Raw genomic sequence first — 19,547 nt, forward strand, 5'->3', positions numbered from 1 at the left:
TCAAAACGCAATATTTTCATGCTCCGCGAAAGTTGATTGAACCAGGCGCATTCCGGCCCGTTTCTGCGGCGATACACTCCATCCGGGAGGAATCGAAGCGGTGCGTCGGGGGTCGCATTGCTGGACATGAACAACCAGCTTTGAGGCCTTTTGTCGATGACTACCCCTGTTTCGCCAGATCGCGATTTGCGTATCCCAGATCGCGACGCGCGTATCCCAGATCGCGATTTGCGTATCCCAGATCGCGGCTTGCGTATCTTGGAACGCGACACGCGTATCGATGTATTGCGCGCGCTGGCCCTGCTCACGATCTTCATCGATCATGTTCCGGGCACGGCTTTCGAGGCCCTGACCTACAAGAATTTCGGTTTTTCGGATGCGGCCGAAGCGTTCGTGCTGATTTCCGGCATCTCGGTCGCGCTCGCCTATGGCACGAAGTTCCGACCGGGAGGCCGGCTTCTGGCGACCTTGAAGATGTGGCGGCGGGCGGGCGTGCTCTACGCCGCCCATATCGTCACGACGATGGTGGTGATGGCCCTGTTCTGCGCCGTGGCGGTGTTTGCCAAGCGGCCGGAACTGCTGAAGCTCATCAATATCGAGCCGCTGATGAAGAATACGCCGCAAGTGCTGGTCGGCATCGTCACGCTCGGCCACCAGCTCGGCTACCTCAACATCCTGCCGGTCTATGCGGCGCTGCTTTTGATGGCGCCGGCATTCGTCCTGTTCGTCAGCTACAGGCCCGTCGCGGCGCTCGTCGTATCCGGCACGCTGTGGCTCGTAGCCGGAATCTGGCAGATCGCGCCGCCCAATTACCCCGAGCCCGGTTTCTGGTTCCTCAATCCGCTGTCCTGGCAGTTCCTGTTCAACATCGGCCTTGCCGCCATGCTGCATGTCAGGCGCGGCGGTGTCATTCCGGTCAACCGCTGGCTGATCGGCGCGGCCGCCGCCTATGTGCTAGCGGCGCTGGTGTGGGTGCATAGCCCGCTCTGGGGACATATAACGTGGTTCAACCTGCCGGTGGTGATCGGCGGCTTCGACAAGACCTTCCTGTCGCTGCCGCGGCTGTTGCACATCCTGGCGGTCAGCTACCTCGTCGTCGCCCTGCCGGTGCTCTCCAGCCTGTTCCGCACCAGCCCCGACCATCCGCTGGCGATACTGGGCAAACGATCGCTGCCGGTCTTCATCGCCGGCACGGTGATCGCCATGGTCGCCCAGGTGATGAAGGTGATCAATCCAGGCGGATTCGTCTATGACAGCCTGCTGATATCGGCCGGCATTGCCATGCAATTCGCGCTCGCCTTCTATCTCGAATGGCTGTCGACCATCGGCGGCTCGGGCAAGGCCCGCACGGTCCAAAAGGATCCCGCGCCGGCTGCGCCTTTCGGCCTCTCTGCCGTGGCAAGAGCCAATCGGTAGGCGGTTCGGGGGCGGTTCAACCGCGGGGCTGGCCCGACGAGCCCCGCACGATCAGTTCGACCGGCAGCTGCTGCCGGCTGACAGGCCCGTCGCTCTCCAGGATCGCCCTGACGGCAAGGCGGCCCATCTCGGCGATCGGCTGGGCAATCGTGGTCAATGGCGGCTCGGACACCGCGGCTTCCGGAACCCCGTCGAAGCCGACGACGGAAACATCGTCAGGTACGTTGAGCCCGCGTGCGCTAAGCCATTCCAGCGCCACCAGGGCTATTCTGTCCGACATGGCCAGGATGGCGGTGGGCGGCGCGTCGGAGGCGAAGATGGTTTCGAGGCCCGCCTTCGTGCTCGCCACGTCGTTGGCGGTCTCGTAGACGGGCACTTTGGATGTATCGATGCCAACCCGCGAAAGCTCCCGGAGATAGCCGGTGAGGCGGTCGCGCGTCCCTGCATAGGTTGCGGCCCGGACCTGTTCGGCCGAAACAAGGCCTGTCCTGTCGTCGACGAAGGGCAGCGCCAGGACGGCGAAGCGGCGATGTCCGAGATCGGTGAGATGGCGGGCCGCCATGCCGGCGCCGGCGATGTTGTCGACACCGATCGCGGCGACCGGCCCGTCCTCGGAATCGAGGTCGAGCGCGACGAAGGGCAACTTGCGTTCGCGTGCCAACTCCACCAGGCGCGAGCCGCCTTCGATGCAGAAGACGATGAAGCCGTCGACAAGGGCGCTCTGGATGTTCCAGGCAAGCTGCTCATTGTTGGCGGCCGATACCAGGGAAATGCCGGCTCCCGTAGCATCGCAGGCCTGCGAGATGCCCGCCATCATGACGCGCGCGAACGGATCGTCGAAGAAATAGGAGAGGGGCTCGGCTGTGGCAACGCCAATGGCGTTGACCTTGCCGGCGCGCAGCAGCCGGCCCTTTGGATCGGGCCCGCCATATCCCATCGCCTCGGCAGCCGCGCGAACCCGTTCGCGCACTTCCTCGCGTACGATCTCGGGTCGGCTGAATACGTTGGACGCCGTGCCGTGCGAAACACCGGCGGCCTTTGCGATGTCGGCCAGCCGTACGGGTCGTCGATTGCCTGCGGTGAGTGACGCCATTTGCGCGTGCCTCCTGACATGCATTTAGCACGTTCCTGGGCCGCATCTAGTATTTTCGTTGGATCGATTCAAATTTTGCTTGACCAGAGCGGGTCGAAGATCTATCTTTGAATCGATCCAAAATGCGGATTTGTTCCGCTATATGACCTCGGAGGGAGTGATGCATCCCATCAACTATTTGTTCGAAGACATCTATCGCAACGACTGGAGTATCGGGTCGGCGAACAACAGCCAGAAGCGCCGCGACAGAACCAGTCCGTGGATTCGCGACTTGCGCTTCCTCGTAGGGCGCAAGCGGAGCTGACCGGCATTTCCTTTTTTTGGGCTTGCGATTGGATCGATTCAATTGGAAGGAGAAAAACGTGCATCCCATCCAGCATCTGTTCGAAGATATTTATCGCAACTACTGGGGCATCATGCCTGCCGCCGAGCGGCCAGAGGCAAGGCGCCTGAAGAAGCCGGCCGCGCGCAATCGTGATCTGCTGATCCGACCCGAACGTCGGCGCTGATTCCTGCTGGATTGAACCTCAGGAAGGTGGGCGTGCCAGGGCAGAAATTGCTATCGCCAGCCAGCCGACGATGAGCAAGGTGCCTCCGATTGGCGCCGACATCGGAAACAGTCTCGATCCCAGGAAATCGCGGGCGAGAAGATCGCCCGCGAAAAGCACGAGCCCGGCGAGCAGAACGAGGCTTGCGATGCGCAGCCAGCGGTTTGCTCCTCCGACAAGGCCAATGGCCAGAAAGACCGGAGCATGCATCAGGAGGAACGACGCGGCCGTGCCGATGAAGGCGCCGCCGCGATGCGCGGCTGCTGCCGAAAGCGCCACCCCCGCCGCGCCGACGAGACCGCCGGCAAGCACGAGGAGGCGGCTGCCGTTTGGGTCGGCGAGGTTCATGGTCGGCGTGCTCCTTCTGCGGATCGGGTAAGTCTCAGGGCTTGCCCGCTTCCAGTGCCATATGCCGCGTCCGCCGCGACTGGACAATCCAGTTGTAGGCGGCACCAAGCGCCATCAGCACCGATGTGCCCAGAAACACCGCCGGCATGCCGAAATGGCCGCCGACAAAACCGCCGGCCAGCGGTCCCGCGACCTGCCCGACATACTGCGCCGAGATCGCCAGGCCAAGCACGTTGCCGCCGACGCCGTCGGGGATGTTGTGCCTGATGACACTGGTGATGCAGGGCAGGAGGCCGCCCAGCGCCAGACCCATCAGGAAACGCAGGCCGATCAGCTGCCAGCTGCTGGTGACAAAGGCCTGCGGGATGAGCAGCAGCGCCGAGATGGCCAGCGCTCCCACGACAACGTTCCAGTGCCCGATCCGGTCTGCGAGCTTGCCGAGCCAGGACGCCGACAGGATGGTGCCGAGCGCGGCCGCCGACATCACAACGCCGGCGACGAGCGTCACCCGGCTCTGGTCCTCGATCAACTGCTGCACATAGACGGCGATGATAGGCTCGATCGACATCGTGGCGAAGGCGAGCAGCATGCCGGTGGTCAGCATGGCCACCACCGGGCGCTTGTCCGGGATCTGCGACCAGCCGCTTTTCGGCTTTGCCGCCGGCGCGGCTTTGGCCGCCCTCGGGCGCGGGTTCTCCTTGATGAGGAAGGTCGTCGCCAGGAAGGCGAGGAAGATCACCCCGCCTGACAAGAGGAAGGTGGCGCGAATCCCGATCACCGGCGGCAGCACGCCGCCGAGCAGGGGACCGACCAGCGAGCCCGCCGTGATGCCCGCCGACAGGACGCCGAGTGCCCAGCCTGAGCGCTCCTTCGGCGTCTGCATGGCCACCAATATGGTCGAACCCGAGGAGTAGCCGCCGGCGAAGCCGATCAGCAGGCGCAGCAGGACCAACTGCCAGACCGTCTCGACCATACCCGTCAGCGACATGCAGATCGCCATGCCGAAGGAGGCGCGCACCAGCATCACCTTGCGGCCGTAGCGGTCGCCCAGGCGTCCCCACAACGGCGCGACCATTGCCGCGGCGAAGAAGGTGGCGCCATAGGCGATGCCGGACCACTGTACGATGGCGGCATGACCCTGTGCGCCGAGCTGTTCGACATAAAGCGGCAGGAACGGCAAGAGCAGGGTCATGGCGATGAGCGTGCTGAACGAGCCCGCGAAACAGACGGCGAGATTGCGTCGCCAGTGGATATTGTAACCGCTTTGCTGCATGTCTTCCTGTGCCATGTCCTGCCTGCCCGGTATCGGCGCTTGTTGCGGATACCGTTTTGGGATACCAAAGTGGTATCCGTCATGAACTTCAAGCCGGTCGCTGTCAATGCGGCTTCGGAAAGGACGCGCGATGTCGCAGATGCAGAATGTCGAACGGCAGCTTCGCGAGATGATCCTGGCGCTCGAGATCGGGCCGGGAGAGCGGCTGACCGAACGCTGGATCGAAGGCCAATTCGGCGCCTCGCGTACGCCGGTCAGGGCGGCACTGCTGCGGCTGGAGACCGAGGGACTGGTCGGCAGGGACGGACGCGGCTGGACGGTCTCGCCCATCAACCTGGCCGAGCTCGAGCAGATCGCGGTCTATCGCGAGGCGGTCGAGGTCGCGGCGCTGCGGCTGACATGCGGGCAAGCCGACAAGAGCGCTGTCGATATCATCGAGGCGATGCTCGATTCCTGCGACGAAAACACGCCGCGCGAGGAATGGCATCGTGTCGGCATGGATTTTCACATCGAGCTGGCGCGGCTATCCGGCAACGAATTCCTGTTCCGGGCGGTCCGTGACGCCATGACGCGCCTGTCGCGCGCCCGCTGGCTGGAAGTGCGTGACGAAACGGCCCTTGGCCGTGCCTGGCTCGAACATCGCGCCATCCTTGCGGCGACACGCCTTGGTCAGGCCGATGAAGCCGCGCGGCTGCTGTCGGCCCATATCGCCGGCAGCCGTGACCGGCTGGTGACGTCGCTTGCCAACGACCGACGTGGCCTTCGCGCCAGGGGATTTGCCGTCGTCGCCGCTTAATGCATGTCGCCCGGAAGTGTCCTCGGTTCCGGGATAACGACATGCATAAATCAGAAGCTTACAGCAGGTCGGGCGAATCCTATTCGCCGCGACATGCTGTAGTGCGGCCTATGCACGGCAGCGTTCGCCGGAAAAACAGGCGGCGTCTGACGCGAAGCGCACTTTCGGCCTCGCTTCAAGCAAGCCGATGGCGTAAGAGCGGCGATGGAAAACAATCGGTTTGAAACGCCCGTGACCGTCAAATCCGTCACGGCGGGAAGCACTCAGCTCTTGCGTTCGGCAAAGGAGGCTTCCGATTACCTTCTCAACAGCTGGCCCGGGAAGCGCAGCGCCAAGCATCGCGCGGCGCTGCAGGCCTGCCACGACGCACTCGCCGGCGACAAGCCGGCGATGAATGCCCGACGCGCTTTCATCGCCGCGGCGCGGGAGGTGGATGTTTTCATCAGCGACAAAGCGCCAGCCTGACATAGGCTGACACCGACAATTCGGATTGAGGCACGGCCCGCATTCGCGGGCCGCATGCCGTTACTCCTCGGTTTCGGCCTCCGTCTCGGTCTCGGGCTTTGAACGTTCGCGCGCGGCAACCTTGGCCGCCAGCTTTTCAGCCTTCTTGGCCGCTTTCTGGCGGTCGCGCTCCTTGCGTTCCTGATCGTAGTTTGGTGCTCGCGCCATATTGGCTCCTTTTGTCACTGCCTTGCGGCCCTGAACCTGCCTAGGAGCATTAGCCGTCAAACACAACAGCCGAAGCGACAATGCGTGGATGCTGGTGTCGAAGAGATGCGGGGGCTTGCCAGATGGGCGCCACAATGATGTAGGAAGTGCGGGGCGCCAATGAATTGAGAGCTGCCTGTTTATTTTGATCAAGTGACCGATGGCCACAATTTCGCGGACCGCAGCAAGAGTTTTCTACTATGCGAGAAACGCCGCGCGCGATGTCGCTCCGCAGGCGCTGTTTCGCGCCAGGCTGGCCGGCCGTCTCGAAAGGGCCAGGCTTTCCGGTGAGGCGGTGCGCCGCAGGCTGAACTACTACAACAAGCTGCAGGATGGGTTCGCGCCAAGCGCCAATGCCGTGCGCATCGGCAAACTGCCGTTCACGCCGACCATGTACTATTACGACCTGAAGGAATTCGCCCGCTACTTCGATCCCGGTTTGTTCATCGACCTCGAATTCGGCGATGTCAGGAACGTGCCGAAGGTGCCGACGATCGTCAAGGATCGGCCGATCCGTGATGACGACAAGAACGCGATCATCATGAAGCTCGACAAGCTTCGTCATTTCCAGATGCCGGCTGATGTCATCTCGTTCGCCGACAAGCTGCCGGCCGTGGTCTGGCGCGGCGATCTCAACAATCCGATCAGGACAAGATTCCTCAAGGCTGTGCGGGACCTGCCGTTCTGCGATGCCGGCTCGCACAAGCCGAATGCGCCAGCGGAATATGCCAAGCCCTTTCTCAGCATCAGCCAGCACCAGCGCTATCGCTACATCGTCTCGCTCGAGGGCAATGACGTGGCGACCAACCTCAAATGGATCATGAATTCCAACTCGCTCTGCATCATGCCGCCGCCGACCTATGAGACATGGTTTGCCGAGCGGCAGCTCGAGGCGAATGTCCATTATGTACCGCTCGAAGCAGACTTCTCCAATCTTGCCGAACACGTCGCATATTTCGAACGGAATCCAGCGAAGGCAGAGCGCATCGTCGCCGCCGCGAACGCCTATTGCCGGACATTCGACGACGAGCGGACCGAACAGGCGATCTCCCTGCTGGTGCTCTACAAATATTTCGTGCTCTCGGGCCAGATCAAACCTGATGCCGAGGTGTGGCGCTACATAACGGGCTAGTTGCCGGGCGCGCCTCGTCAAGGCCGGCGCCATCTGTTCGGGCACTGCCGGAAAGCGTGGCCCAACGATGCGCAATCACGCCACGGCAACCATCCCGGCTGTTGTCTGTTTAGTGGCGCGTGTTTTAGATTACGAGAACAATGGCCACCATAAAACGAACGACGGCAAGGGTCTTCTACTACGCGCGAAATGTCATGCGCGATATCGCACCCCAGGCGATCTTCCGACGACGACTGGCGGGCCGCCTGGAACAGGCCAGGCTCTCGGACGAGGCCGTGCGCCGACGGCTGAATCACTACAACAAGCTGCAGGACCTTTTTACGCCAGGCCCGGATGCGGTGCGCATCGACCAGATACCTTTTGAACCGAGCATGTACTATTACGACCTGAGGGAATTTGCCCGCTATTTCGATCCGTCATTGCTCATCGACCTGCAGTTCGGCGACGTCAAAGGCGTGCCAAAAGTGCCGACGCTCGTCAAGGATCGGCCGATCCGCGCCGACAACGGCAGCGCTGTCATTATGAAGCTCAACAAGTTCCGCCACTTCCACATGCCCGCCGACGCCGTCGCCTTCGCCGACAAACGCCCGGTCGTGGTCTGGCGCGGCGACCTCAACAATCCGATCAGGACACGGTTCCTGGATGTCGCGCGCGACTTGCCGTTCTGCGACGCCGGTTCGCACAAGCGCAGTGCGCCGGCTGAATACAGCAAGCCCTTCCTCAGCATCAGCCAGCACCTGCGCTATCGCTACATCGTCTCGTTGGAGGGCAATGACGTGGCGACCAACCTCAAATGGATCATGAATTCCAACTCGCTCTGTCTGATGCCGCCGCCGACCTACGAAACATGGTTTGGCGAGAGCCAGCTCGAGGCCAGTGTCCACTATGCGCCGCTCGAGCCGGACTTCTCCGATCTCCGTGAAAAGGTAGATTATTTCGAGCAGCATCCGGCCGCGGCGGAGCGCATCATCGCCGCTGCCAATGCCTATTGCCGCAAATTCTCCAATGAACAGGACGAGCAGGCGATCTCCCTGCTCGCCCTCTACAAATATTTCGTGCTCAGCGGCCAGATCGAACCCGATGCCGAGCTTTGGCGGTTCATCGGCAGCTAGCTCTCGCTCTTGGCCTGACACCGATCAGATATCGCTGCGGTCGAGAACCATGTCGGCGGGGCCGAAGCGATCCTTCGCCGTCAGTTGCTGGTGCCAGTAGGGGTAGAGCAGGGGCGGCCGGCTGACCGCGTCGAGGCGCTGGCGTTCCTCGCTGCCGAGCTCCAGAGCCGCGGCCGCGAGGTTGTCCTTCAGCTGGACGTCATTGCGGGCGCCGATCACCAGCGAGGAGACGGCAGGGCGGCCGAGCAGCCAGGCAAGGGCCACTTGCGCCGCCGATACTCCACGATCCCTGCCGATCTCGACCAGCACATCGACGATCCGCCAGAGCCGGTCCTCGTCGCGGATCGGCGGCTCGGACCAGCCGGCGAGCTGGCGGGCGGTCGGGCTGTCGCGGCGGTATTTGCCGGACAGCAGGCCGCCGGCGAGCGGGCTCCAGACCAGCACGCCCAGCCCCTGGTCGACCGAGATCGGCAGCAGCTCGTACTCGGCCTCGCGCGCTTCCAGCGTGTAATGGATCTGCTGGGTGACGAAGCGTTGCTGATGGAGGCTGTCGCTGATGGAAAGCGCCTTCATCACCTGCCAGCCGGAATAGTTGGAGCAGCCGATGTAGCGCACCTTGCCCTGGCTGACCAAAGTGCCGAGCGCCGCAACGGTTTCCTCGAGCGGGGTGATGCCGTCCCACTCGTGGACGAAATAGATGTCGATGACATCGGTCTTCAACCGCTTCAGGCTCTTCTCGCATTCGCGGATCAGATGATGGCGCGACAGGCCCTCGTCGTTCGGACCCTTGCCGATCCGCATCCGCGCCTTGGACGCGATCAGCACGTCGTTCTTGCGTTTGCCGCCGAGCGCTTCGCCTATGATTTCTTCGGACAGGCCGTTCGAATAGACATTCGCGGTGTCGATGAGGTTGATGCCGGCGTCGATGCACATGTCGATCATCCGCTTGGCTTCGGCGAGATCGCTGTTGCCGACCGCGGCGAAGGGCCCGGCGCCGCCGAAGGTCATGGTGCCAAGCGTCAGTGTCGAAACCTTCAGGCCCGAACGGCCAAGGGTGCGGTATTCCATGTCAGATCCTCACGATTTTGTTGAAGAGGCGTGCCGCCAAGGAGCAGGCCTGGAACGCGACGGGGGATTTGTAGGACAATTCGGTCGGCTTGTCGCCGTGCGGTGACGTCGATGGATGATACATCGCGGAATTTGCAACGGCCGCAATCGCGCCCGGGCTGCAATAAAACCGTCACTGCCGGCCTATATTGAAGTCGGCTCAGGTGTTTCCATTCCAGGCCGCTGGCCAGCAATTGGGGCGCCCAGTGGTAACCGACAGGGCTTGCAAGCGGAGCAGTTGATATGACCGAGCTGAAACAGAATTCCCCTGCCAAGGACTGGCTCGAAGCCGAGCTCGCCGACACGCTCGACGAAGATTATGAGCTCGAATTGTCGGAGCCGGCGCTGTCGATGGAGATCGCCAAGATCTACAAGAACTCGCATCCGCCTTCGATCGATCGGATGCAGTATTTTCGCGACCTGATCAGCCTCCAGTCCGAATTGATCAAGCTGCAATCCTGGGTCGCCTATCACAAGAAGAAACTGGTGGTGATTTTCGAAGGCCGTGACTCCGCCGGCAAGGGTGGCGTCATCAAGCGCATTACCCAGCGGCTCAATCCGCGCATCTGCCGCGTCGTGGCGCTTCCGGCGCCGACCGAACGCGAGAAGTCGCAATGGTATTTCCAGCGCTATGTCCCGCATTTGCCGGCAGGCGGCGAGATCGTGTTGCTCGACCGCTCCTGGTACAACCGCTCCGGCGTCGAGCGGGTGATGGGCTTTGCTTCGCACGAGCAGGTCGAGGAGTTCTTCCATGACGTGCCGGAGTTCGAGCGCATGCTGGTGCGCTCGGGTATCACCGTGGTCAAATACTGGTTCTCGATCACCGACGAGGAACAGCAGATGCGCTTCCTGATGCGCATTCACGACCCGATGAAGCAGTGGAAGCTGTCGCCGATGGACCTGCAGTCGCGGGTGCGCTGGGAACAGTACACCAAGGCCAAGGAGGAGACCTTCGCCCGCACCAACATCCCCGAGGCGCCGTGGTTCATCGTCGAGGGCAACGACAAGAAGCGCGCGCGCCTGAACTGCATCGATCATCTGCTGAAGCAGCTGCCGTACGAAGACGTGCCGCACGAGGAGATCACGCTGCCGGAGCGCGTCTTCAATCTCGAATACGAACGCCAGGTTCTGCCGCGCGAACTTTACGTGCCGGAGAAGTATTGAAATAGAGATTCCCTCTCCCCGTATAGTGACGGGGAGAAAGGGCTCTAAAGTCTTTCGCTTCCTATGCCCTCTTGATGACCACGTGCGCAGCAAGTTCCGTTGCCACATGCTCGGTGCACTGATAACCGAGCTTGGGCATGTCGAGGCCGGCAAAAAGGTTTTCGCCCCTGCCAAGCAGCACCGGTGAGATCGCCAGGTGCATCCCGTCGATGAGTTTCTCCTGCAGATATTGCCGGATGGTGGAGACGCCGCCGCCGACCCGCACGTCCTTGCTGCCGGCCGCCGATTTCGCCTGCTCGAGCGCCGAATGGATCCCGCCGGTGACGAAATGGAAAATCGTTCCGCCTTCCATTGTGATAGACGCCCGCTCGTGGTGGGTCAGTACGAACACCGGGACATGATAGGGCGGGTTGTCGCCCCACCAGCCCTTCCACTTGTCGTCAGGCCATTCACCCCGGATCGGGCCGAACATGTTGCGGCCGAGGATCCAGGCGCCGAGGTTCTCGAAGCTGCGCGCCGCAAAGTCCTCGTCGACGCCCGTCTCGCCACCTTCCTCGCCAAACATCTTGCGGAAGGTGCGGGTGCTGAAAGCCCATTTGTGCAGGGCCGGTCCGCCGATACCGAGTGGATTTTCCAGGCTCTGTTCGGGACCGGCGCCGTAGCCGTCGAGGGACAGGGTGAATGCGTTGACGCGCAATTTGGACACTGGATGCTCCTCGATAGCTGATCTTATTTCGCAAGCAGTTTATTTTAACAAGCAGATTGCGGAATACAACCGGGATTTCCAAGGAACACGAAGGCTCCTGCCAGATATTGCCGCAAGACGATATCCGGATCGTCTACCGGGAGTTGGACCTGGGCGGCCACGGCCGCCCGATCATCGGAGATTTCCATGAAGCGGAGAAGAGAACTGGCAAAAATCGCTTGCCGGTGCCTGAAAGGGTAGGGGCTACCCTTTCAGCATTTCCGCCACTTCGGGAGCGAAATAGGTCAGGATGCCGTCGCAGCCGGCACGCTTGAAGGCAAGCAGAGATTCCAGCATCGCCTTCTCGCCGTCGATCCAGCCATTGGCGCCGGCCGCCTTGATCATCGAATATTCGCCCGACACCTGGTAGGCGAAGGTGGGCATCTGAAATTCGTCCTTCAGCCGGCGGATGATGTCGAGGTAGGGCAGGCCGGGCTTGACCATCAGCATGTCGGCGCCCTCGGCGATGTCTTGTTCGGCCTCGCGCACCGCCTCGTCCGAATTGGCGTGATCGATATAGTAGGTCTTCTTGTCGCCCTTGAGCAGCCCGGCGGTGCCGACCGCTTCGCGATAGGGGCCGTAGAAGGCCGAGGCGAATTTGGTGGCGTAGGACATGATCGCCACGTCCTGGAAACCGTTGGCGTCGAGGGCGTCCCGGATGGCACCGATACGGCCGTCCATCATGTCGGACGGCGCGATGATGTCGGCGCCTGCGGCAGCCTGGATGACGGCCGCAGCCGCGACCTGTTCCACGGTCTCGTCATTGACGATGATGCCGTCACGCAGGATGCCGTCATGGCCATGGCTGGTGAATGGGTCGAGCGCCGCGTCGGTGATGATGCCGATCTCGGGCACCGCGTCCTTTATCGCGCGGGTGGCGCGGTTGATGACATTGTCGGGGTCGAGGATGTGCGAACCGGTCTGGTCGCGCAGGCCGAGATCGACATTGGGGAAGGTGGCAAGCGCCGGGATGCCGAGCTTGGCCGCGCGTTCGGCCTCCTTGACTGCAAGGTCGACCGACAGGCGAAAGACGCCGGGCATGGCGGCGATCGGTTCGCGGACATTCCTGCCCTCGACGACGAAGATCGGCCAGATCAGGTCGTCGACCGAAAGCCTGTTCTCCTGCACGAGCCGGCGCGACCAGTCGGCCTTGCGCATGCGGCGCAAACGGCGGCTGCCGGTGACGTCGTCGACGCTGCGCGCGCCGGCGGGTTTTGCTGGGGTGAATTTGTTCATGGCCAAAACTCCGGATCGGCAGCTTTTACCACGAGCCTTTGGTGCTGACCAATGCGACACGTTTGTGCCAGTGTCGAAAGCTGCCACAGCGCTGTCCCTCCACGCCTGTTGGGTCAGGGCTGCCCATTGCCCGAAAGGATCTGTGCCGCGCCTCCGATTGCCACACGAAACGCCTCGTCGAAGCTGACACCGCGCACCTGCCAACGATAGGTCTTGCCGTGATCGGCCAGTCGCCAATCGGCGATCCAGCCTAGCTCCTCATCGCTCCATACGATGCTGCCGGCGAGCGCTCGGTCGCCTCCGGCTTGTTTGGCCAGCCGATCCAGTTTCGCCATGTCGGCCGCCCGCAGCGCTTCTTCGCCCAGGTCGCTCAGCTGTGCGGCCTTCGGAAAGACAACATGCATCAGCATCGGACCGGTGGCATTGACGAAAGATTCGCGCATTGTCTCGCCACGCCCTTCCTCGGCGGTCAGAACGGAATGCCGAGCGCCTTGTCTAGTCGTGAGAAAGACGGTGAGCGTCGGCCGCTCGCCAAGCCAGGGCCTACTGCCGAGCGACGCCAGCACCTTGTCGATCACATCAGGTTTGTAGAAGCAGGTGAGATCATGCGGCCGGTCATGCGTGCCTTGCTCGTCATGGATCGGAATGCCCTCCAGCCGGTCGCGGTAGCGAAAGCTGTCGACAAAGCTGCCGGCCTTGTCGCGCAGCGCGTCCATTTCGCGTCTGGCAAGCAGCCGCTGATCGCCGGAAACCCGGATCAGGACTTTGTCGAGGCAAATCCTGAAGCCGAGCTGGCGGTTTTCTTCACCCTGGCCGGTGACGATGGTCTGCGACTGGTAAAGGTCGCCAAGGTCGGCCGCCCTGGCGGAGACATTGCTTGCCCACAACGCCGACAGGCAACTCAGAACAAGGGCAAGGCGCAAAAACTGCGGCATGGCTCACTATCCCGCTCGTGGCCTGTCGTAATGGCCGCCAACGTCTAGCATCGGCCACCGCTTGCCGCCAAGACCGCGGCCGACAGGCCGCTGCCATTGACGCACCCATGCGCCGCCTTTAGCACTTCAGTCCCGCAGGCGCGGGGACAAGGATTCTCTGGCGATGGATTTTGGTGGAGGCGACGAAATTCGCTTCGAAAGGTTGGGCAGGGCCGGCGTCGTCACGCTGACGCGACCGCAGGCGCTCAATGCCGTTACCCATCGCATGGTCAAGGCGCTGGACAAGGCCCTGCGGGCCTGGGAGCGCGACGACGGTGTGGATGTCGTTGTCGTCAAGGCGGAGGGCAGGGCGTTTTCGGCCGGAGGCGACATCCTGCACATCTACGAAGCCGGCCGGGCCGGAAAGCCGCCGGTCGAGTTCTTCGCCGACGAGTATCGGCTCAACGCCTACATCGCCCGTTTCAAGAAGCCCTATGTGGCGCTCGTCGACGGCATCGTCATGGGCGGCGGGGTCGGCATTTCCTTCCACGGCTCGCACCGGGTGATGACCGAGAATGCGCAGTTCGCCATGCCGGAGGTCGGCATCGGCTTTTTCCCGGATGTCGGCGCCAGTCATCTGCTGCCGGATCTTGGCGGTTCCTTCGGCATGTATCTGGCGCTGACCGGAAACCGCATCCGCCATGGCGATGCGCTGTGGTCGGGGCTGGCCACCCACACCATCAAGGCCGAAGACCAGCCAAGCGTCCTCGACCGGCTGGCGCTGACGGGCGATCCTGAATCGGTGCTGCGCGGTTTCTTTGTTCCGGCCAAGCGGGAGACCGACGGGCCGATCCTGGAGGCGATCGCCCGCCATTTCGCCCAACCGTCGCTGCCGGATCTCATCGACAGCCTGGATCGCGCGGGCAAGGACGAATTCGCGGCCAGGACGCTGGCGACGATCCGCATGCGCTCTCCGACCAGCCTTCGGGTCGCCTGGCGCCAGATCAGCGCCGGGCAGACATTGTCGATGGACGACTGCATGAGGATGGAGTTCCGCATCCTGAACCGCATGCTGGCCGGCCACGATTTCTACGAAGGCATCCGTGCCGCCATCATCGACAAGGGCTCGAAGCCGCAATGGCGGCCGCCTAAGATCGATGCGGTCAGCGAGGCGGATGTCGGGGCCTATTTTTCTCCGCTCGGCGATCGGGAGCTTGAGCTGTGAGCGAGGTGACATCGAGACGCGTCGTTCTGCAGCCCTCGACGGTGGAGGTGATCTTCGCCTGGTTCCAGCGCGTCATCGCGGGCTACTGCCTTATGTTCGGCGTCCTGTACTGGATCAAGCTGATCGGATTCTATCCGGGCTCGCTGTGGCGCTTCGACCTCATGCCGGTGCATTGGCAGGTGGCGGCGGTGATGCTCGCCGTGTTCTTTCCCTTCGCCGCGGCGGGATTGTGGATGCTGGCGTCCTGGGGGCCGGTGATCTGGTTCATATGCGCGGTCACCGAGATCGTCATGTATGCCGGCTTTCCCGAGCTTTTCGGCCATCGTCCCCTGATCATCGTCTCGCATGCCTGCGTGGCGCTGCTCTACATCGTCTTTCGCGTCGTCATCTACCTGCAGAAACGCCCGGCACGGCACTAGTGCATGTCGCCCGGAAGTGTTTTCGGTTCCGGGATAACGACATGCATAAAATCAGAAGCTTACAGCAGGTCGGGCGAATCCTATTCGCCGCGACATGCTGTAAAGCCAATGTACGCATTGATGAGTTGGCGATCGCTCGAATCCGCCCCGGCGATCGTTGCCTAAATCTTTAGGTTAATCATCCTTGCTCGGGTGACCGTTCGTTAAGCGTCTTGCGAAACCTCTTACCGGTAAGCTCTTGTTAGCCCTAGCGTTTAAGTCGAATTTTATGAGTATTCGATAGTGTCGCGATCAAGGTGAAAAACAAAAAATCACCAGGGCGACAAACGAGAGGCAAAGACAATGATCAATTCGCGTCCGGCGGCGAAGACCGCCAACGTTTCCGACGATCGCCGCGAGGCAATCCGTTCCCTGTACATGGAATCGCTGCAGCTGGTCGAGCGTCTGCACCGCCGTCTGCTTGATGTCATCAAGGACGAATTCGACCGCAACGGTCGCTCCGACATCAACGCCATCCAGGCGCTGCTGCTCTTCAATATCGGCAATTCCGAGCTGACCGCCGGCGAACTGCGCTCGCGTGGCTACTATCTCGGCTCGAACGTCTCCTACAATCTGAAGAAGCTGGTCGATCTCGGCTTCATCAACCACCAGCGCTCGCGCATCGACCGCCGTTCGGTCCGCGTCTCGCTGACGCCGAAGGGCAATGAAGTGGCTGATGTGGTTGCCGGCCTCTATGAACGCCATGTCGGCTCGATCGAACAGGTCGGCGGCATCAACACCGACGAGTTCAAGCAGATGAACCGCGCCCTGCAGCGGCTCGACCGCTTCTGGAACGACACCATCGCCTACCGGATGTAAGACCATCCAGGAAACGGAGCCGCGCCGCAGAAGCGTGGCCATGACAGCGACCTCCAGTCAGGGCCGGTGCCGAAAAGCACCGGTCTTTTCTTTCTTGCGTCCGGCCAAAGCAAATTACGGGCCAAGGCCACGTTGCCGCCATATTCCAATGGAACCGAGAGTGGCAGTGATGCTGTGGTGAAGACCATGCGTCCACCCGCAACCGCATCGCGCCTCTTGGCTTTGTCGCCAATGTGATACAGACCATGGTTGGCTAATTGTTAAGATTGCCGATTTTAGAGTGCGGGCGAGATCGCGCGATGATCGACGCAGCAAGTGATCGAACGCTACAAGAATGTCTGGAACGTCCATGAGAACCAGCCGCCGCCTTTTCCTTTCCGGAGCCTCCGCGCTCGCCGCCGCCGTAGTGGCCGGTCGTGCGAATGCGCAGGATGTGATCGGGGATATCCTGAAATCCTCGGCGCGCGGCAACTGGGATGATCAGTTCGACGCGCGCGCCAGCGAAGGCGGCAAGGTGGCCTCGACGCTGCCGATCTTCAGCCCGCAGACCGTCGCCTTCACCGAGCAGGCGGTCGCGCAGTATCAGAACATTGTCGGGCAGGGCGGCTGGACAGACGTTCCCGCGACCAAGAAGCTCGAGCTCGGCGTCGACGATCCGGATGTAGTGCCGCTGCGCAAGCGCCTGATGATTGCGGGCGACCTGTCGCAGAGCGCCGGCATTTCGACGGCTTTCGATTCCTATGTCGACTCGGCGGTCAAGCGCTTCCAGTTGCGCCATGGCCTGCCGGCTGACGGCTCGATGGGCAAGTACACCTACGCCGCGATGAACGTGTCGGCGCAGATCAGGCTCGGCCAGCTGCAGACCAACCTGCAGCGGCTGAAGGAGAAGGCCGGCACGCTGGGCAGCCGCTATGTGCTGGTCGACATTCCGGCGGCGCAGGTCGAAGCGGTCGAGAACGACCGCGTCGTGCTTCGCCACACCGCGATTGTCGGCAAGATCGATCGCCAGACGCCGATCGTCAATTCCAAGATCAACGAGATCATCGTCAACCCGTACTGGAACGCACCGGTCTCGATCGTGCGCAAGGACATCATTCCGCTGATGCGGAAGGATCCCGACTATCTCAAGAACAGCCATATCCGCCTGTTCGCGCCCGATGGCAGCGAAGTCGATCCGATGAATGTGGACTGGTCGACCGACGATGCCGCCAAGTATCGTTTCCGTCAGGATCCCGGTTCGGAAAACGCCATGGCGTCGGTCAAGATCAATTTCCCGAGCCCTGACGGCGTCTACATGCACGACACGCCACAGCAGAGCCTGTTCGGCAAGATGATGCGCTTCGATTCGTCGGGCTGCGTGCGCGTCCAGAACGTGCGCGACCTCGTCACCTGGATCCTGCGCGACACGCCCGGCTGGGATCGCCAGCATTTCGAGGCGGCTATCAAGACCGGCCAGAACACGCCGATTCAGGTCACCAACCCGGTGCCGGTGCATTTCCTCTATCTGTCGGCCTGGTCGACAGGACCCGGCGTCGTCCAGTTCCGCGACGACGTCTACGCGCTCGACGGCGCCAGCGAGCTGCAGATCACGTCTTCGCTGTAACAAGCTGATATTTTTGCAAAAAAAGCCGCCCTCAGGGCGGCTTTTTCGTTGCGGACGCCGTCAGATCCAGTCCTTTGACCGGCTGGACGAAGCTCCGGCGATTGGCGATGGTCGGCAAACAGCCGGATTCGTGCCATGGACGTCGCCATTTTCATTCTCGTCGTGCTCGTCTTCGTGGCGCTGTCCGGCGCGCTCGTCCGGCTGGTTCGGGTGCCGCTGCCGGTGCTGCAGATCGCCATCGGCGCGGCCCTGGCCTGGCCCGTCAAGGGCCTGCATGTCGAGATCGATCCGGAACTTTTCCTGCTGGTGTTCATCCCGCCGCTTCTGTTCGGCGACGCCTTCGCGGCGCCTAAACGCGAACTCGTCGCCTTGCGCGGACCCATACTCGATCTCGCCATCGGGCTCGTCTTCTTCACCATCGTCGGCTTCGGCTATGCCTTGCACTGGCTGGTGCCGAGCATTCCGCTCGTCGTCGCTTTCGCGCTGGCCGCCGTGCTGTCGCCGACCGACGCCGTGGCGGTGTCCTCGATCGTCGACAGGAATGTGATCCCGTCCCGGCTGATGCACATATTGGAGGGCGAGTCGTTGCTCAACGACGCGTCGGGCTTGGTCATGTTCCGCTTTGCGGTGGCGGCAGCATTGACCGGCAGCTTCTCCTTCGCGGGAGCCTCGCTCAGCTTTCTCTACGCCGTCGCCGCTGGCATCCTGGCCGGTGTCGCGGCCCTGTTCATCGCCGCCAGGGCGCTGCAACTGCTCAACCGCATCGGCGGCGTGCCGGCCGAGGCGCAGGTTCTCGTCATGATCCTGCTGCCTTTCGTCGCCTATCTCGGCGCCGAGCATGTCGGAGCCTCGGGTGTCCTGGCGGCGGTGACCGCCGGCCTGCTGACCGGGGTCACCGGCATGTTCCGTTTCCTCGGCGTGTCGGCGCGCATGCAGACCCTGTCTCTGTGGGCGACGCTCACTTTCGTCTTCAATGGCGCTCTCTTCATTCTGCTCGGCCTGCAGCTTCCCGACATCATCCGCAAGGTCCCGCCGGAATTGTCCAGCCGGCATTGGCTGATCGAGCCGGTGGCGACGGTGCTGATCCTGACGCTCTGCCTGATCGGGCTGCGCTTCCTGTGGATCTGGGTCGGCGACATCGCCCAGGCGATCGCGGCGCGTCTCGGCAAGCGCAAGGCCGAGCCGTTCGGGTTTCGCGTCCGGCTCGCCGGCTCCGTAGCCGGCGTGCGCGGCGCCATCACATTGGCAGGCATCCTGTCATTGCCGCTGGCTTTGCAGGATGGCTCGCCATTTCCGGCACGCGATGTCGTGATCTTCCTTGCCGCCGGCGTCATCATCTGCTCGCTCGTGATTGCCAGCTTTGCCTTGCCCAGGATCGCGCGGGGACTGGTCGAGCCGGGCGAGGATCCGGCCGCGGCGGAGGAGCGCCGGGCGCGCGTCGGCGCCGCCAATGCGGCGATCGCCAGGATCGAGAGCATCGCCAACGAGGCAGGCGAGGGCGAGGCGGTCGAGGCGCGGCTGGCCGTCGCCGACAGCATCGTGGCAGGTTACCGCAGGCGCATCGCGGCTTCCGACGAAGCCGACGAGGCCCGCGCCGAGGCTCGCGAAGCCGGCAGGCTGGAACTGGAACTCAGGGCGGCGGGCATCGAAGCCGAGCGCGCCGCGCTACGCGATATGTTCCGCAGCCAAGAGATCAATGATCACACGATGCGCGCCCTGTTTTCCGAAATCACCTTGACCGAGGCCTTGCTGAAGCAGCGGCGGGACAGGAAATAGCGGTCTGCCGGTCCTTTGCCGCAAACCGGCCAGCAAATTTCGCGCCGCAAACGTGGCGAGCCCAAAACAAC

Annotated in this window: 21 protein-coding genes; 13 read left to right on the forward strand and 8 right to left on the reverse strand. The window is 62.5% G+C overall.

Annotation, left to right across the window (positions count from 1 at the left end):
- Positions 1–156 precede the first annotated feature (156 nt).
- The gene (locus LB543_RS01620) at positions 157–1,416 is read left to right on the forward strand and encodes an OpgC family protein (RefSeq protein WP_224612588.1); all 1,260 of its coding nucleotides are present in this window, start codon (positions 157–159) and stop codon (positions 1,414–1,416) included.
- A 16-nt stretch (positions 1,417–1,432) separates the two neighbouring features.
- Here LB543_RS01620 and LB543_RS01625 read toward each other — a convergent pair whose 3' ends face one another.
- Positions 1,433–2,509: a substrate-binding domain-containing protein gene (locus LB543_RS01625; RefSeq protein WP_224612599.1), complete on the reverse strand. Its 1,077-nt coding sequence runs from the start codon at positions 2,507–2,509 to the stop codon at positions 1,433–1,435.
- A gap of 160 nt (positions 2,510–2,669) precedes the next feature.
- Between LB543_RS01625 and LB543_RS01630 the strand changes: the two genes are divergently transcribed.
- Together LB543_RS01630 and LB543_RS01635 are read left to right on the forward strand one after the other, a co-directional pair.
- Positions 2,670–2,813 (forward strand): hypothetical protein, encoded by a 144-nt coding sequence (locus tag LB543_RS01630; protein ID WP_224612601.1) that lies wholly within the window; start codon positions 2,670–2,672, stop codon positions 2,811–2,813.
- Positions 2,814–2,871: 58 nt separating this feature from the next.
- Positions 2,872–3,018 carry a hypothetical protein gene (locus tag LB543_RS01635; protein ID WP_181178258.1) on the forward strand — a complete coding sequence of 49 codons (147 nt, stop codon included), beginning with the start codon at positions 2,872–2,874 and terminating at the stop codon, positions 3,016–3,018.
- Positions 3,019–3,036: 18 nt separating this feature from the next.
- Here LB543_RS01635 and LB543_RS01640 read toward each other — a convergent pair whose 3' ends face one another.
- Positions 3,037–3,405: a DUF423 domain-containing protein gene (locus LB543_RS01640; protein WP_224612603.1), complete on the reverse strand. Its 369-nt coding sequence runs from the start codon at positions 3,403–3,405 to the stop codon at positions 3,037–3,039.
- A 34-nt stretch (positions 3,406–3,439) separates the two neighbouring features.
- Positions 3,440–4,693 carry an MFS transporter gene (locus LB543_RS01645; RefSeq protein WP_224612613.1) on the reverse strand — a complete coding sequence of 418 codons (1,254 nt, stop codon included), beginning with the start codon at positions 4,691–4,693 and terminating at the stop codon, positions 3,440–3,442.
- Positions 4,694–4,808: 115 nt separating this feature from the next.
- Here LB543_RS01645 and LB543_RS01650 point away from each other — a divergent pair, with 115 nt between their 5' ends.
- Together LB543_RS01650 and LB543_RS01655 are read left to right on the forward strand one after the other, a co-directional pair.
- Positions 4,809–5,474: a GntR family transcriptional regulator gene (locus LB543_RS01650; protein WP_224612615.1), complete on the forward strand. Its 666-nt coding sequence runs from the start codon at positions 4,809–4,811 to the stop codon at positions 5,472–5,474.
- 231 nt (positions 5,475–5,705) lie between these two features.
- On the forward strand, positions 5,706–5,939 hold the full coding sequence (locus tag LB543_RS01655) for a DUF982 domain-containing protein (RefSeq protein ID WP_411908729.1): 234 nt from the start codon (positions 5,706–5,708) through the stop codon (positions 5,937–5,939).
- Positions 5,940–5,999: 60 nt separating this feature from the next.
- On the opposite strand, the gene LB543_RS01660 is transcribed toward LB543_RS01655, so the two are convergent.
- Entirely contained in the window at positions 6,000–6,146 is a 147-nt protein-coding gene (locus LB543_RS01660) for a hypothetical protein (RefSeq protein WP_140755423.1), read from the reverse strand.
- A 199-nt stretch (positions 6,147–6,345) separates the two neighbouring features.
- On the opposite strand from LB543_RS01660, the gene LB543_RS01665 reads away from it, so the two are divergent.
- Both LB543_RS01665 and LB543_RS01670 read left to right on the forward strand, forming a co-directional pair.
- Complete coding sequence (locus tag LB543_RS01665) at positions 6,346–7,317, forward strand: glycosyl transferase family 90 (RefSeq protein WP_224612620.1); 972 nt, start codon at positions 6,346–6,348, stop codon at positions 7,315–7,317.
- 140 nt (positions 7,318–7,457) lie between these two features.
- Positions 7,458–8,429, forward strand: a complete 972-nt coding sequence (locus LB543_RS01670) for a glycosyl transferase family 90 (RefSeq protein WP_224612622.1) — start codon at positions 7,458–7,460, stop codon at positions 8,427–8,429.
- Between the two features lie 24 nt (positions 8,430–8,453).
- On the opposite strand, the gene LB543_RS01675 is transcribed toward LB543_RS01670, so the two are convergent.
- Positions 8,454–9,497, reverse strand: coding sequence for an aldo/keto reductase (locus LB543_RS01675; protein WP_224612624.1), 1,044 nt, complete (start codon positions 9,495–9,497; stop codon positions 8,454–8,456).
- Between the two features lie 282 nt (positions 9,498–9,779).
- On the opposite strand from LB543_RS01675, the gene ppk2 reads away from it, so the two are divergent.
- Entirely contained in the window at positions 9,780–10,700 is a 921-nt protein-coding gene (gene ppk2 / locus LB543_RS01680; protein ID WP_224612633.1) for a polyphosphate kinase 2, read from the forward strand.
- Positions 10,701–10,761: 61 nt separating this feature from the next.
- On the opposite strand, the gene LB543_RS01685 is transcribed toward ppk2, so the two are convergent.
- From LB543_RS01685 to LB543_RS01695, 3 genes are all read right to left on the reverse strand, one after another.
- Complete coding sequence (locus tag LB543_RS01685; protein ID WP_224612635.1) at positions 10,762–11,406, reverse strand: dihydrofolate reductase family protein; 645 nt, start codon at positions 11,404–11,406, stop codon at positions 10,762–10,764.
- A 243-nt stretch (positions 11,407–11,649) separates the two neighbouring features.
- The gene (gene hemB / locus LB543_RS01690) at positions 11,650–12,681 is read right to left on the reverse strand and encodes a porphobilinogen synthase (protein ID WP_224612644.1); all 1,032 of its coding nucleotides are present in this window, start codon (positions 12,679–12,681) and stop codon (positions 11,650–11,652) included.
- Between the two features lie 113 nt (positions 12,682–12,794).
- Positions 12,795–13,616 carry a DUF2066 domain-containing protein gene (locus LB543_RS01695; RefSeq protein WP_224612646.1) on the reverse strand — a complete coding sequence of 274 codons (822 nt, stop codon included), beginning with the start codon at positions 13,614–13,616 and terminating at the stop codon, positions 12,795–12,797.
- 163 nt (positions 13,617–13,779) lie between these two features.
- On the opposite strand from LB543_RS01695, the gene LB543_RS01700 reads away from it, so the two are divergent.
- The 5 genes from LB543_RS01700 (at position 13,780) to LB543_RS01720 (ending at position 19,476) form a co-directional block, all read left to right on the forward strand.
- Complete coding sequence (locus LB543_RS01700; RefSeq protein ID WP_224612648.1) at positions 13,780–14,820, forward strand: enoyl-CoA hydratase/isomerase family protein; 1,041 nt, start codon at positions 13,780–13,782, stop codon at positions 14,818–14,820.
- Positions 14,817–15,239 carry a DUF6163 family protein gene (locus tag LB543_RS01705; RefSeq protein ID WP_140755405.1) on the forward strand — a complete coding sequence of 141 codons (423 nt, stop codon included), beginning with the start codon at positions 14,817–14,819 and terminating at the stop codon, positions 15,237–15,239. Before LB543_RS01700 ends, LB543_RS01705 begins: the two co-directional genes overlap by 4 nt.
- Positions 15,240–15,581: 342 nt before the next feature.
- Complete coding sequence (ldtR, locus tag LB543_RS01710) at positions 15,582–16,097, forward strand: transcriptional regulator LdtR (RefSeq protein ID WP_013896002.1); 516 nt, start codon at positions 15,582–15,584, stop codon at positions 16,095–16,097.
- A gap of 349 nt (positions 16,098–16,446) precedes the next feature.
- Positions 16,447–17,700, forward strand: coding sequence for a murein L,D-transpeptidase (locus tag LB543_RS01715; RefSeq protein WP_140755403.1), 1,254 nt, complete (start codon positions 16,447–16,449; stop codon positions 17,698–17,700).
- A 135-nt stretch (positions 17,701–17,835) separates the two neighbouring features.
- Entirely contained in the window at positions 17,836–19,476 is a 1,641-nt protein-coding gene (locus LB543_RS01720; RefSeq protein ID WP_224612650.1) for a Na+/H+ antiporter, read from the forward strand.
- The last annotated feature ends 71 nt before the right edge of the window (positions 19,477–19,547 follow it).

The sequence above is a fragment of the Mesorhizobium sp. ESP7-2 genome, from assembly GCF_020164715.1.
GTDB lineage: Bacteria > Pseudomonadota > Alphaproteobacteria > Rhizobiales > Rhizobiaceae > Mesorhizobium.

What these genes read in the sequence shown, in the direction of transcription:
- LB543_RS01620 (WP_224612588.1), top strand. Translation starts at nt 157, where the DNA reads ATGACTACCCCTGTTTCGCCAGATCGCGATTTGCGTATCCCAGATCGC.
- LB543_RS01625 (WP_224612599.1), bottom strand. Translation starts at nt 2,509, where the DNA reads ATGGCGTCACTCACCGCAGGCAATCGACGACCCGTACGGCTGGCCGAC.
- LB543_RS01630 (WP_224612601.1), top strand. Translation starts at nt 2,670, where the DNA reads ATGCATCCCATCAACTATTTGTTCGAAGACATCTATCGCAACGACTGG.
- LB543_RS01640 (WP_224612603.1), bottom strand. Translation starts at nt 3,405, where the DNA reads ATGAACCTCGCCGACCCAAACGGCAGCCGCCTCCTCGTGCTTGCCGGC.
- LB543_RS01645 (WP_224612613.1), bottom strand. Translation starts at nt 4,693, where the DNA reads ATGGCACAGGAAGACATGCAGCAAAGCGGTTACAATATCCACTGGCGA.
- LB543_RS01650 (WP_224612615.1), top strand. Translation starts at nt 4,809, where the DNA reads ATGTCGCAGATGCAGAATGTCGAACGGCAGCTTCGCGAGATGATCCTG.
- LB543_RS01660 (WP_140755423.1), bottom strand. Translation starts at nt 6,146, where the DNA reads ATGGCGCGAGCACCAAACTACGATCAGGAACGCAAGGAGCGCGACCGC.
- LB543_RS01665 (WP_224612620.1), top strand. Translation starts at nt 6,346, where the DNA reads ATGGCCACAATTTCGCGGACCGCAGCAAGAGTTTTCTACTATGCGAGA.
- LB543_RS01670 (WP_224612622.1), top strand. Translation starts at nt 7,458, where the DNA reads ATGGCCACCATAAAACGAACGACGGCAAGGGTCTTCTACTACGCGCGA.
- LB543_RS01675 (WP_224612624.1), bottom strand. Translation starts at nt 9,497, where the DNA reads ATGGAATACCGCACCCTTGGCCGTTCGGGCCTGAAGGTTTCGACACTG.
- ppk2 (WP_224612633.1), top strand. Translation starts at nt 9,780, where the DNA reads ATGACCGAGCTGAAACAGAATTCCCCTGCCAAGGACTGGCTCGAAGCC.
- hemB (WP_224612644.1), bottom strand. Translation starts at nt 12,681, where the DNA reads ATGAACAAATTCACCCCAGCAAAACCCGCCGGCGCGCGCAGCGTCGAC.
- LB543_RS01695 (WP_224612646.1), bottom strand. Translation starts at nt 13,616, where the DNA reads ATGCCGCAGTTTTTGCGCCTTGCCCTTGTTCTGAGTTGCCTGTCGGCG.
- LB543_RS01700 (WP_224612648.1), top strand. Translation starts at nt 13,780, where the DNA reads ATGGATTTTGGTGGAGGCGACGAAATTCGCTTCGAAAGGTTGGGCAGG.
- ldtR (WP_013896002.1), top strand. Translation starts at nt 15,582, where the DNA reads ATGATCAATTCGCGTCCGGCGGCGAAGACCGCCAACGTTTCCGACGAT.
- LB543_RS01715 (WP_140755403.1), top strand. Translation starts at nt 16,447, where the DNA reads ATGAGAACCAGCCGCCGCCTTTTCCTTTCCGGAGCCTCCGCGCTCGCC.
- LB543_RS01720 (WP_224612650.1), top strand. Translation starts at nt 17,836, where the DNA reads ATGGACGTCGCCATTTTCATTCTCGTCGTGCTCGTCTTCGTGGCGCTG.